The organism is Cellvibrio sp. (assembly GCF_046347455.1).
Classification (GTDB): Bacteria; Pseudomonadota; Gammaproteobacteria; order Pseudomonadales; family Cellvibrionaceae; genus Cellvibrio.
This window is the reverse complement of sequence record NZ_JAXMGC010000003.1, coordinates 317,939-331,731: the sequence shown is the minus strand read 5'-3', so window position 1 is coordinate 331,731 and position 13,793 is coordinate 317,939. Positions and strand designations below refer to the sequence as shown.

Here is a 13,793-nt window from a genome sequence, read left to right as displayed (position 1 = left end):
AAAAACCGCTGAGAGCATCAGCGGTTTCCGTAGCATACCCATTGAAAGATTAGCCTTTAAGCAACGACAGCACTTGTTGCGGACGAGCGTTGGATTGCGCCAACATGGCTGTAGCCGCTTGTTGTAACACTTGCGCCCTGCTCATTGCTGCGGTTTCTGCCGCAAAATCTGCGTCGGTAATACGCGAACGTGATGCGGATGTTTTTTCAGAAACGTTGGCTAGGTTATTGATGGTGAATTCCAAACGGTTGTTAATCGCACCCATTTGTGAACGCACGTCGTTAATGGTATCCAAGGCTTTATCAATAATACCGATTGCTTTCTGAGCACCCGCTTGGGTAGCAATGCTAATGCTATTTAGCGAGCTACCAAAACCAACACCGGCCGATGCTTGGTTTTGCGATTGCAAACCAGTAGCGAGTTTTCCATTAGCCGTAACCTCAAGACTAATGGGTGTGTCATTCAATGAATTCAACGAAATAGACGCCAATACATTCGTTGCTCTCAGCCCACCCATTGGGCCAGCTAGGGTTGTATCGAGCCCAAGGTTTGCCAGGGTTTTTCCACCATTTACATCACCAACATTTATTGAGAATGCGGAATTCGAATTCAAAATTAATTGGCCGAGATCGTTCAATGAGGCAAAGACACCTGTGCTAGCTTGTTGTGCGTTGATTTCGCTAATTACTGTGGTCAAGGACGTTATGTCGGACAAAGAAATTTGTGTGTTATTCAGCACAACACTACCCGTTGCACCTACCGCCGGTGAGTTGTTACCTACGGTTAACCCCACACCGACAGCTGCACCTGCCGTCTCGTTAATGTTGATTTGACCATCGGAATACAGATGCAACTTGGCCGGTACAGCATTATCTTGGAATGCAATAACACCCGTAGAGGCGAACTGCGCGTTAATTTTGGTAATGACTCCGCTCAACGAATCTGTCGCCAGTGTGGCTACGTTAACACCATTGATAATAATGTTGCCTGCTGTTGCGGCAACAAATGCACCGGCTGTCACTTCAGTCGAAAGCTTGTTGCCGTTAAAGTTACTCACGTTTTCTGCTTTGAGACTTGCTATTACACCCGTGGTGTCACTCACTTTGTTGATGTTATCGACTTTACCTTGCAGCGTTGAAGTATTTTCACCGCTAATGGTCTCACCATTAATTTTTAAATCGCCATAAGCCAACGGAGTTGTAGATTCGGGAGCAGTAATATGCTGCCCAAAAATCGAAGCGTTTGATCGCGTCTCTTGGAAGCCCAGAGCTGCCAGTAAAGACGGTGCCTTGGTCGTTGCCGCACTCAAACCTGTTGCCGTTAATGTTGCAGCTGTTCCGCTTATAGTAATATCACGGCCTTTGGTATCAACCAGCTTCAAGCCTCCATTTACACCTGCCGTAACAGTGGCAACCACACCTGTAGTAGCGCTTACCGCATTAATCTTAGTAGCACTAGCCGCGGGCGTATCAGCCGCAACCAAAGCAACGGTTACACCATTTATAACCAGGTTACCGGCACCACCTGCGGTAATTGTGCCTGCCGGGAAATCAGAGCTAGTAACAGTTGTCGGTTGCTGGGCATTTGGTCCTTGCGTAATGACTATGTCCTGTCCATTTTTTGAAGTCAGCGCAATTTGACCATAGCTAGGTGACGTAATTGCACCCAGACCTGCCGCGGCACCGCCTCCTGAAATGGTCATGGTGGCACCGTTTGCATTAGCAAGAGTCACTAAACCCGCTTCCGTTTTTGTGGCCACGATCAAACCACCTGATTGCACATTAATTGCGTCAATCAGTTCGTTCATATTATTCGTATTGTTAATAGTAAATTGACTGGTTGTACCATCGGGGTTGGTCAACTGAACATTGATAGGGTTGGCAGAGGTAGTTACACCTGTTCCAACAGTAGTCGTAGTGACCTCGTTGAAAGCGGTTGCAGTAATACCTTCAACTTTTTCGTTAATATTCGCCAAGAGTTTTTCAAAGGTATCTGGCGGAATCTTTGTTCCGTCGAAGGCGCCAATACTTTGGCCATTAATTAAAATGTCACCGTCTTTAAAGCTGGTAGATGTGATTGCCTGCCCGAGGTGAGTTCCTGTCACATCGCCACCCGTGGTACCCATCCCCAGGGTTTTGGCATCCATCTTCGGAATTTTCATCGTAATGGTCTGACCAGCATCCGCACCAACCTGCAAATTCACTTTACCCAAAGTACCATCGAGTAACTTCTGGCCGTTAAATGAAGTTGAGGTCGCGATCCGGTTCAATTCCGCCGTAAGCTGTTGCACCTCTGCATCGAGAGTTTTACGGTCCGCATCACTATAAATACCGTTACCTGCCTGAATGGATAATTCACGCATACGTTGCAGAATATTGGTTGTTTCCTGCAGCGCGCCTTCGGCGGTTTGAATAAGCGAAATACCATCGTTCGCATTGCGAATTGCCTGATCCAGCCCGCGTACTTGTGAAGTCATGCGGTTGGAAATTGCCAAGCCCGCGGCGTCATCTTTCGCAGAATTGATACGTTGGCCAGACGACAAGCGTTCTGTTGCCTTATCCAATGCGCCACCGGAATTCATCAATTGACGTTGAGAGTTCAGAGACGCAACGTTTGTGTTAATAACTAAAGACATGATTTATCTCCTAAGGATTTTTCCTGCTCAGAGTTTTAACTCTCTGCAACAAGTCAATGATGAAGCCCGCAAGAAACTTGAAAACTTCGCGGCAGATCCCGGCAAGCTCACATGGTTAGTTGCGTCAGGATTTTGTTACTTCTTTGCCTAAGTGACTTTTTGCACAGACTGTGCCAAAAACAATCAAGGAGATTTTTTGAGAATTGTCTTGTAAGGGAATTTGCACAATTTTTTTGACTTTTTCCGCGTTAAATTTGCTGTGAAATCCACATCAAAACTTAGTAAAAAGCTAAACGCTCCAGCCATAAAAACACCAAAGCCGCAAAAAAGCGAAGGGAAAATACCCTTTAAATACAACAGGTTGAGCGACATAGGAAAAAGCCAATCAGTTTAGCGATGATGGGTACGGAATCAAACCTGGCTTATATAAAAACAACTAAATAAAACATCTAAAATCGAATAAACAATATCAACAAACCAAAAAAACAAAACGAGAAAAATAATGAAGACTGAAGGGATATTAGCCAAAAATTTACAAGGAAAAGAAGCGCTGGAATTTTGCCGCTTGGCATTTGAACGGCAACGGATTGCCGCCCCCAATGAATTAACCGGCGGCAAATGCGGCAGCTATAAGCTGAGGGAGAGCTTTAAATAGGTTCTTTCGGCAAAAAAAAAGAGCAGCCTTAGCTGCTCTTACCAAAATCCCGGATTGAATTTAAGCTTGCGCACTGAATAACTGAAAGTTGCCATCAGCATCTTTGCTGTGAGCAAGCTTCAGGAAGGTTTCATCGGGAATTTGACGAATAACTTCCTGAGTAGATCTATCCAATACTTTGACAACTGTTTCACCTGAAGCCTTGTCGTAACTGAAGTGTAAATCGCGCTGTGTCGACTGAATATATTCATTCATTTGCGCTACAGCAGCTTCTACGTGCTCTTGAATATCCTTGACATCATGTTGGGCTTTCTCTGGCTTTGGCATAAAAGTATCGAGACCTGGATTCTTTTTGCCGCTAGCACCAACAGATGAAGCGGATTGTGCTGGCTTTATCTGAGCAATTGAAGATGCGGCTTTTGGGATCTCATTCATAATGCAGCCCTCATTAAAGAATTCACCAGAGGTTTCCCTCTGGTGAGGTTAGCCAACTTATCTCAACAGTGACAACACGTTTTGTGGACGTTGGTTAGCTTGAGCCAACATTGCCGTTGCTGCTTGTTGCAACACAGTTGAACGGCTCAGGTTTGCAGTTTCTGAAGCGAAGTCCGCGTCAACGATACGAGAACGTGCTGCAGTGGTTTTCTCAGAGATACTGGTCAAGTTAGATACAGTAAAGTCAAGACGGTTGTTGATAGAACCTAATTGAGATCTTGTATCGTTGATAGTATCCAAAGCAGTATCAATTGATTTCAGAGCTGCAGTAGCGCCGGCTTTAGTGGAGATAGACAAGTTTGAAATTGCGCTACCTGTTACCGCACTGGCCAAGCTGGTGTTTTGGTTTAACAACTTGGTTGCCGATGCACCAGCAGAAGTAACCTCAACACTGATTGGGGTGCCGCTACCACTCTTCAAATTGATCCTTGGATCAATTACTAGCGTGTCGTTAACCGAATCACTACCGATGGTGTCGCTGGTGAATGTAATACCCAGCGCTTTAGCAGCTTCAAATCCATTAACACCTGATGCCTTCAAAGTAATTGTTGAAGCAGAAGAAAGCTTTAACGCACCATTTTCATCAATCCGAGCCGTTACACCCGTAGTCGCAGTCTGGGCGTTAAATTCATTTACGATCGTATCTGAGTTTTGCAAAGCTGTGAACGAAATAACCTTTCCGTTAACTTCCAGATCACCAGTCGCTTGCGTTGCTTCCGCGACGGTACCTACAGCGATACCCGTATTAGCGACGAAAGTACCAGCGGAAACGGCCAAAGTAATTGATCCTTCACTAAACAGGTTTAATCGGCCGTTTTTATCAATGGATGCCGTTACACCATGTGACGCACTAGTCGAGTTGATTGCAGCAGCAATTGCCGTTTGAGAGTCACCGTCTGCAATTGTTGCTGCAGCAACGCCGTTAATCGTCAAGTTACCGCCGGTTGTAACTGCGGCATTTGACGTAGCCACAAGCTGAGTAGTCGTAGCAGTGGAATCTAATTTCAAAGACTGTGTAGCTTGTGTAAACGCAGTCACCCCGGTGACATCACTTTTTGCATTTATAGCACTTACCTTGGCAGCCAAACCAGCGTTTGCTGCTATCACACCAATATCCGTTCCGTTAATTTTTAAATCACCTGCAGCCAAAGCAGCATTTTGGGCAGTAGAGTCCAACCCGGCGCTGAGCACTTGGCCTGCACCTTCTGTTCTTCTAAAGCCTAAAACCGCCAAGTCTGCATCTGTACCATTGGCACCAGTAGTAATGGTAATTGCTTTACCGTCATTTGATTTTAAAGCGATGCTACCGTTGTAAGTTTCTGTACCGTCTGCACCTGTGTCAGACAAGCCTGTAATAGTACCCAGGCTAGCGCCCGATTGAGCGGCAGCAAAGGGGGCAGCGTTGTCATAGGCTACTGTAATCGAACCGCCAGTTGTATTGGACAAAGACAACTTACCAGCATCATCAAGCGAAGCCACTACACTACCGCCTGTCGCCGCGTTAATTTTTGAAACCAACTCTTTCATATCGGCTGTATTACTTACATCGTAATTTACAGACGCACCACCATCCGCAGAACCTAAGGTGATACGCAATGTTTCAGACGCACTGAGAACACCAGTACCCGCATTCGCTGCTTTCGCGATATTGAATCCAGAAGCAGTCACGCCAGTTACGTTGTCATTAATATCTTTAATTACATCACTTAATTGAGTATCGGTAAGAGTAGCACTACCAATATTGGTAATGGCTTTTAAACCAATGCCATTAATAACGATGTTACCTTGGCCTACATCAGATGAGCCGTTGTATGTAATACGATCACCACTCAAATCTGCGCTGGTAGAGCCTAAGCCAAGGTTTTTACTGTCCATTGCTTTAATGGCGAAAGTAATTGTTTGTCCAGCAGATGCACCCACCTGCAAATCTACTGAACCCAAAGTACCATCCAACAAGTTTCTGCCGTTGAACGATGTGGTTTTAGAAATACGATCCAATTCAGCAATCAGTTGTTTGTTTTCTGCATCGAGAGTTTTACGGTCGCTATCACTGTAAATACCGTTCGAAGACTGTACCGCTAGTTCACGCATACGTTGCAGAATGTTGGTTGATTCTTGCAAGGCACCTTCTGCGGTTTGAATAAGTGACACACCGTCGTTCGCGTTACGAACAGCTTGGTCAAGACCGCGAACCTGTGAAGTCATGCGAGTTGCAATTGCCAAGCCCGCTGCGTCGTCTTTTGCTGAGTTAACGCGCAAGCCAGAAGATAAACGCTCTGTAGCACGATCAAGAGTCATGCCTGAGCCAGACAACTGACGCTGAGCGCTTAATGAAGAGATGTTTGTGTTAATTACTAAGGCCATGATGAATCTCCTAATGGTGATTTCTTCTACAGGACTGATGCTGTAGCAAGTCGGTTAGTGAAGCCTGAACAGATTGCTATCAGCACTTCTGTAAAGGTTATCGCCCGACTTTTCACTTGCTTTAGGAGATTTTTATAAAAAACTTAAAACATTTAATGCACAGATTACGGAAAAACAATAAAGACAGTTATATAAAGAAACTTAAACCATCAAAAACGCCAAATTAACGACCATAGGCATCCATAGCCTTGCCAGCTTGAGCTAGCTGACGTAACTCTGACGCAATTTTTTCGCGCTGCAAACTAGTATGGATATCAAGGTCATCGTTCAAACCCTGAATTTGGCCAATAATGGATTTAGCCGCATCGACCAAATCGGCATCTTGCAGAGCCTTGATATAAACGTTGTCATCCAAAAAAGTGACGTGTTGTTGATATTTGGCGGCGGCAATGTCCATGGCCTCCCAATCTTCAGCTTGCGCGAGCTGCACCAAATCCTTAACGCGATCCAGTATTTCGTAAAGCGGCTTTAAGAGTTCGTTGTTTTCCATTTGGGTTCACCTTGAGATGTTAGGTCTTATAAAGAATGCGGTTTAATATCGGAAAACTCAACCACGATTAGTACTTTCAACAAAACGTGCTTACATATATTTGAATAAATTGAGCTCACTGATTCGAATAAAGCTTTGTTGGGCTGCACTCAATACAAATGTCTGCATTTGCAGGCGAGTTGATGCTTCTGCGTAATCTAAATCTTCTAATTGAGACAAAACAGTTTTACTGTTCAGTTCGATATCTGAATTAAGATTACGGGTGCTTTCCAACATATTCTGCCGAGCCCCCACATCCCCCTGAACAGAAGAAATATTACTGAGTACGTTTTCAAAACTTGCCAATGTTTTTGAAACCAGCTTCGCGAATTCATCCTTACTCGCTTGCGTGGTATCGACACCTTTCATGGCTTCACTGAAACGAGAAACGGTCGTCAACAAAGATTGTTTACCTGTAGACTCAACAATAAATTTATCACCGGGTACGGCCAATACTCCCTGCGACGATTTAACAGGATTACCGCTAACCCCCATAGCTGCCAACACATTTGTACCAGCATTTGAAAGCGATATGACTGAATGATTGACTGACGAAAAACCTTGTGGAGTTGCAATCACACCAAGCTTTGCCAACTCAATTGCATTAGTGCCGTTATTAAATGCGGCTGCAAGGCTTATTGGATCTGTTACGTTTGTAGAAAGTGTTAAGGTGACAGTTTTTCCATTAACACTTACGTCTACCGTTTCAGGCGCGGCTGAAAAATTGAATGTTGATGCACCAGGGTAAGAAAAAGGGATATTGGCGGTTGTTGTACCTGCACCCTGTGTCACTATACCAGTGATATTAGTAATGGCCACTGAAGAACTATTTTTAATCGTGATATTTAACCCGGTTGGTGACGTGAACACTCCAGTATCCGACAAGGTAATACCCAAGTTTTGTAACTTTTTATAATTGGCGGCCGCTGATGAAGTGTTCGCAGGCGGTGTAGTGTAAAAGCTTTTATCAGCTGCGCCCCCCAGGTTGCTTATCAAATCATTAAGCCCAGCTGGAACCGTGCTCACCCCGGAGCTTGTCAGCATGTTTTGATCCAGGGTTAATGTTTCCGTTATACCTCCGACAGTAATATCTAAAAAGCCGGGTGTTACGGAAAAATTCTTGTCTGCCGCAGTGGCTCCTGAAAACGATGCTGCATTCAAAGACAAAGTTGAAGGTATAGCTGGTAGACCAGAAAAAGGAGTTCCTGATATTGAAAACTTTGCACCACTAACTTTGATGTCTTGACCAGACACATACACTTGCTTATCAACCAAAACTTTTCCAGTGGATCGCTCTGTTATCGTGTAATTAGGTGAAGGAGGATTAACAGCCGAATTAGCGTTAAAGGTGACAAGTAAATCCTCCGGAAACAATTTATCGAAAGAGGCTTGATCATATACATCACCCACACTAATCAAGGCGGGTGGCGTTGCTTGGTTAGATGCGCTAGGACGTGTTATAAAAGTATTATGGCTTGCCGGAATATCGACAAATATTCTTTTACCTGAATCGCTAACGGCGACTGTAACTGTGGTTGATGCCTGTACACTTAATTGCCCTTCATCACCCTGATAGGTGTAATTGCCTCCGCCATTATTTACAAAAGGCTGAGTTTCACTTTGAAAGCCTGCAAAAATATATTGACCCGATGCATTGCGTGTATTTTGCAAGTTCATCAATTCACTCAAGCGACTATCCACTTCGGCCGCCATCGCTTTGTAATCTGAAGGAGTTAATACTGCGGTGTTACCCGCATTGACCGCCAATTCTTTCAAACGTTGTACAAGCGAAACCACTGATTGCAAGGTGGTATCTTCTAATGTCAAATTGTTATCGGCAGTATCAATATTTTTTGTAAATTGAGTTGTGCGTGCCAATTCCTGATTCAACATCAAAATAGCCGTAGCGGCGACCGGATCGTCTGCTGGCGACAATACACGCTTACCGCTCGATATTTGTTGATTGGTTTTATCAACAGCAACCTGAGCATCACGCATACCGATATTGGCGACGTTATATATCTGCGAAGTTGATACACGCATAAACTTTTCTCCTCCAAGTACTCACCCTGGAATTAACTCACATTCTTCAAATCGGCAATCAACCCATTGAGCGCAAGAGTGCATCAAACAAATCTTTTGCAACCGTAATCACACGAGCATTCGCCGTATAGAGTTGTTGAAACTGAATCAAATTGGCCGCCTCTTCATCCATATTTACACTTGAAACGCCATCTCTCATGGTTTTGGTTTGCTCTAACAGGCTGCGGCTTGCTTCCGTATTAATTTTTGACAAATTACTTTTGGTTCCCACCTCTTCCACTAAACGTCCATACCCCTGACTAAAACTCATGGTTTTATTTTGCATGGTTGCGTTGGTTTCCAAAGCAGTCATTGCCAAGGCATTGCGGTTATCATTTTTTGAATTCGTATTAAAATTAACGCTGAATGAGTCCCCGGCTTTGGGTTGTCCGGATATTTTTACTTGATACCCGAGGTAAGACGACTTGGCAAAATCAGCAGCACTGGAATCACCCAGTAATTGGCTATCTGTCGGCGATGTCGATAGAGTCACGCCATCTTCTAAAGTAATATCTAAACGTCCACCTACTGTAATAGCACTTTGCTCAACTGTTGGCGTTAGACTTGAATCGACACCAGTCAAACGAACGTTTGGATTTGTAGTACCGTCGTTCACGCTAATGGTATTAAGTGTAGAGTTTGTCGCCGTAAAACGAATATCCAGATCCACACCGGAAGATGCAGTCAATCGAAGTTCTGGTCTTCCAGTTACGGGATTGCTACTACTTTCTGCGCGAATACCCAAAGCTTTTAGGTTTGCATTTGAGTTTATTTGGTCGCGCAAGTAATTATTAAAATTTGTCTCCCCAAGATAAGGCTCTGTGGGTGTGGAATAGTTGGGATCAGGAACACTGGTGTCCAAATTCACACCGTTGTAGCGCAACAAATTTTCACCGTTTAACCTTAACTGCAAAGGTGCAGCCAATGCTGTGGGGTCTATATGGACATCCGTCAGAGTTGCGGTCGTGTAGGCGTGAGCCGTTACACCTTTAATGGTGTTTAATTGCGAAGCTGTTTGCGCCGCCGTGGCGTTTGAGCCAGTCATCATCACTTGAGTGTTAACCAGCCCTGTTGTTTTATCTTGCAATGAAAACGTGTATTGCTCTGCCGGATAACCATTTGTTTGCGCAGCCAAGGCAGAATTCAGCGTTGATGCAGTTCGTCCCACTGGCAATCCTATTCTAGAACCATTACTGATAATACGAGTCTCGCCCTTATTCGTCGTAAAAATTGCGTTTTCACGATTAGGATAAAAAATTTGCTCTGTCATTGCCGGAATCAAAGGCTTTGGATGTGCTGGATCAGAGTTATCTAGAACGTCATATGTTGTATCTGATGTGAAACGAATAATGACAGGTGGAGATAATTTTCCTAAATTTGAAAATGCGGGCAGTAATTGATTGTTGGCGTCATAAAGACTCAACACCTCACCAGCACTAACGGTTCCATTACCCGTATTTGAACTTGCTTTCAGCGTGCGAATAGGAGATGCGAATGCCAACTGATCTGGTGATTTTAGCAATGAGTGAATATCGCGCGCACCGTATCGCGTCGGTTGCAAGGTAAATGTATCACCACCTTGGAAAGAACCACTCTCCAGCGTTAGCTTTAATCCTTCAAATTCGATTGATTGAGGATACCCACCTGACAATATTCCTTGGCTTACAATAGAGTTATCCGAGGCTCGTTTAATACTGTAATTGTTTGTACCGGCTGCAATATCGAATTTGTAGTCGTCAATTGTAATTGCACTTGGATCTTCAATCGTTAAAGATAAAACACGATCATCAGGTTGAGCGTTATTGCCATGAAGAATACGTGTATAGCTGTTAGGGTTTTCATTAATGCCAGAAAACATGGCCTGACCATAACTACCGTTAGAATCCAGACCCTGCGTTTGCACTTTATTGAATGCGTCGCTCATGACTATGGCTATGCGACCCAATTCATTAAGGGACGGTTGCAATACATCTGATTTGAATTTTAATAGGCCACCTAACTGCCCGCCGGTGATTGCATCGCTGATGTCAGACGAAGCCGCATTGGTATTTAAATAAATCTTTCCGCCATTACGCACAGAAAAGCTACTTACATTCGGGCCAACAACCAGAGGTTCGCCGTTACCGATAAAGACATTAATATCGCCTCCGTCTTGTTTCACCAATTGTATGGAGGCGAGTTCTGATAGCTTCCGCAATGCTTCATCGCGTTGATCAAGCAAATCATTTGGCTGACTGCCAGACCCCGACGCGTTTTTCTCCGCTATGGATTGATTCAAATTTGCGACAGATTTTGCCAAACTATTGATTTGGCCCATCACTGTGCCAATTTCATTGTCTACGCTTTTCACTGTGTCAGCCAAACGATCGTAAAGCGTGTTATAGCGCAATGTAAGGCTTTCAGCTTGCGTAATGATCAATTGACGAGCGGGTGACGACGACGGGTCACTCGCGCCGTTTTGCAATGCAGCAAAAAAGCTTTGGAAGCTACCAACCAGTCCCGTTGCAGAATCTGAAAAAAGCTTATCTACTTTGCCGATATTTTGGTTGTACTTATCCAACTGATTAAAATTGGCAGTATCCAAGCGGATTTGCGTATTTAAAAATTCATTTACAACACGCTGAACCGATTCCGGGTTAACACCCGCACCCAAGAAGCCTGCGTTACCAAACTGTTGCTCTGGGCGCGTGGCAAAATTTACCTGCTGGCGGCTATATCCAGCAGTATTCGCATTGGAAATATTATTGCCTGCGGTGCGCAGCGCAACCTGACTAGCTTGTAAGCCGGAAATGGCGTTGGAAAGAATTCCACTCATGATTGTGCCTCGCCATTATTACTCAGTGCACTGGTATCGGTAACCGAACGAATAGAGTCGCTATTCAAGATCCGTTTTATTTTGTCCGCATAATTAGGATCTGTTGCGTAACCTGCTTTTTGTAAAGCATCCGCAAAATTTTCAGAATCTCCGCCAGCAGCTAAGGCTTCTTTATAACGGGGATTATTTTTGATAAGTGATACATAGTCTGCAAAGCTATCGGCGTAGTCGTCGTATTGGCGAAATGCAGCGCGTTCTTGCTGGGTTACACCTTGTTTGTTTTCCAAGGTATTAACACTTACGCTCTTTCCGTTCCAGCTTGTTGCTTTAATATTAAAAATATTAAAGGTGTTATTGCCTTGCGTATCGTGAATTAAATACTTACCCCAACCTGTTTCCAAGGCTGCTTGCGCAAGAATAACATCCGCACCTACATTGAGTTCAGCGGCTGCTTTTTCCGCGTAGGGCTTTAATTTTTCAACAAAATCTTCTGGTGTAGCAGCAATGGCCGTTTTATTTCCAATGCGAGGGTCTTTACTAACAGATGATAATGGCTTTATAGGGGTTACAGATGACCTGAAACTCTTTTCCAATGTCTTCACAGGCTCTGACTGACCTTTTATATCAACAGGTTTGCCATAGGATTTTTGCATTTGCTCGAACATCGCTTTAGCTAAACCTATGCCTTCACCGCTTGTCAGATTGAGCACCATTTGTTGGTCCATCATATCTTGGTGAAATTTCACCTCTTCGCTCGAAAACATATCGCCATCAGAAAAGACGGCGTTAGCTTCGCGCATAGACTTCAACATTTGTTGAACAAACATGGCTTCAAATTTCTTGGCAATCTCTTTCAGCGCGGCCGGGTCGTTGTGACGACCCATTGCTTTTACAGAATTCAATGAGTTTTGATCAAAGAAATTGTCTTTAATCGCTGATGCGCCTCCGGCCAGCGATGTGCCGGCCAGTGCATTTGTCATTGAGGTTTTATCTATAGCAGTCATTTATATCACCACCAATTCGGCTTTGAGTGCACCCGATTGTTTTAGGGCTTCCAAAATCGCCATCAAATCGCTGGGAGATGCACCTACGTTATTGACGGAACGGACTATGTCATCAAGTGATGCACCGGGCGCAAACTTGAACATGGGATTGGTTTTTTCAGACGCACTGACTTTGCTGCTTGGAACCACAACAGTTTGGCCTTCACCCAGCGGATTGGGTTGGCTCACCGTTAAGCTTTCTGCAACCGTAACAGTCAAACTACCGTGTGTAACTGCAACGGGTGATACGCGAACGTTTTTACCAACAACAATCGTGCCGGTGCGCGAATTGATAATAACTTTTGCCGCTTCTTCGCCAGGAGTAACCTCAAGATTTTCCAACATCGCAATAAAATCCACGCGTTGCGCAGGATTTTGCGGTGAATCCACCATCACAGAAACAGAATCTAACGGACGAGCAACATCTGGCCCCAGAAGAGTGTTAATACTTTTTGCCAATTGATTGGCAGTGGTGAAATCAGCGCGATTTAAGTTGAATACAATCGGTTGGCCACCCGCAAAATTAGTTTCGACTGCGCGTTCAACCAAAGCGCCGCCGGGAATACGGCCTGCACTCGGAATATTAACTTTAATACTTGAACCGTCGGCACCTTGTGCACCGAATCCACCCACTACTAAGTTACCTTGAGCTACCGCATATACTTTTCCATCCAAACCTTTTAAAGGTGCAACTAATAAACTTCCACCGCGTAAACTTTTTGCGTTACTAATAGAAGACACAGTCACGTCTAAAGTTTGGCCAGGTTTTGCGAACGCAGGTAGCTCGGCTTGAATCATTACAGCTGCCACGTTTTTCATTTGCATACGCGCCCCTTCTGGTACCGCTATGCCGAATTGTTTCAACATGGAATTAAATGATTGCGTGGTAAAGGGTGATTGTGTTGTTTGGTCACCTGTTCCATCTAATCCAACAACCAAACCGTAACCAATCAATTGGTTTGCGCGCACTCCAGCTACGCTGGCAATGTCTTTAATGCGCTCTGCAGAAGCAGCGAATGAAAATTGAAAAAGCAGACATGCAAATAATATTTTTGCAACGACTGATTTTTGAATAAGTGCTTTCATTGCTACAACCTCAATTAACGATTTTGAAA

General features: G+C 44.3%; 9 protein-coding genes. 1 reads left to right on the top strand and 8 read right to left on the bottom strand.

All coding sequences use genetic code 11. The annotated features are described in order from the left end of the window. Nucleotides 1-49: 49 nt before the first annotated feature. Nucleotides 50-2,635: a flagellin gene (locus tag U1F02_RS07985; protein ID WP_409989840.1), complete on the bottom strand. Its 2,586-nt coding sequence runs from the start codon at nucleotides 2,633-2,635 to the stop codon at nucleotides 50-52. Nucleotides 2,636-3,137: 502 nt separating this feature from the next. Between U1F02_RS07985 and U1F02_RS07980 the strand changes: the two genes are divergently transcribed. Further along, the gene (locus U1F02_RS07980; RefSeq protein ID WP_409989839.1) at nucleotides 3,138-3,290 is read left to right on the top strand and encodes a hypothetical protein; all 153 of its coding nucleotides are present in this window, start codon (nucleotides 3,138-3,140) and stop codon (nucleotides 3,288-3,290) included. A 60-nt stretch (nucleotides 3,291-3,350) separates the two neighbouring features. Here U1F02_RS07980 and U1F02_RS07975 read toward each other — a convergent pair whose 3' ends face one another. The 7 genes from U1F02_RS07975 to U1F02_RS07945 form a co-directional block, all read right to left on the bottom strand. Continuing rightward, nucleotides 3,351-3,725, bottom strand: a complete 375-nt coding sequence (locus U1F02_RS07975; protein ID WP_409989838.1) for a flagellar protein FlaG — start codon at nucleotides 3,723-3,725, stop codon at nucleotides 3,351-3,353. Nucleotides 3,726-3,782: 57 nt separating this feature from the next. Next, nucleotides 3,783-6,149: a flagellin gene (locus tag U1F02_RS07970; protein WP_409989837.1), complete on the bottom strand. Its 2,367-nt coding sequence runs from the start codon at nucleotides 6,147-6,149 to the stop codon at nucleotides 3,783-3,785. A 223-nt stretch (nucleotides 6,150-6,372) separates the two neighbouring features. After that, nucleotides 6,373-6,699 (bottom strand): flagellar protein FliT, encoded by a 327-nt coding sequence (gene fliT, locus U1F02_RS07965; protein ID WP_409989836.1) that lies wholly within the window; start codon nucleotides 6,697-6,699, stop codon nucleotides 6,373-6,375. Between the two features lie 90 nt (nucleotides 6,700-6,789). Continuing rightward, nucleotides 6,790-8,781, bottom strand: a complete 1,992-nt coding sequence (gene flgL / locus U1F02_RS07960; RefSeq protein WP_409989835.1) for a flagellar hook-associated protein FlgL — start codon at nucleotides 8,779-8,781, stop codon at nucleotides 6,790-6,792. A 58-nt stretch (nucleotides 8,782-8,839) separates the two neighbouring features. Further along, entirely contained in the window at nucleotides 8,840-11,635 is a 2,796-nt protein-coding gene (gene flgK, locus U1F02_RS07955) for a flagellar hook-associated protein FlgK (RefSeq protein ID WP_409989834.1), read from the bottom strand. Next, the gene (gene flgJ / locus U1F02_RS07950) at nucleotides 11,632-12,639 is read right to left on the bottom strand and encodes a flagellar assembly peptidoglycan hydrolase FlgJ (protein WP_409989833.1); all 1,008 of its coding nucleotides are present in this window, start codon (nucleotides 12,637-12,639) and stop codon (nucleotides 11,632-11,634) included. The genes flgK and flgJ overlap by 4 nt, the downstream gene beginning before the upstream one ends. Further along, entirely contained in the window at nucleotides 12,640-13,764 is a 1,125-nt protein-coding gene (locus U1F02_RS07945) for a flagellar basal body P-ring protein FlgI (protein WP_409989832.1), read from the bottom strand. Nucleotides 13,765-13,793 lie beyond the last annotated feature (29 nt).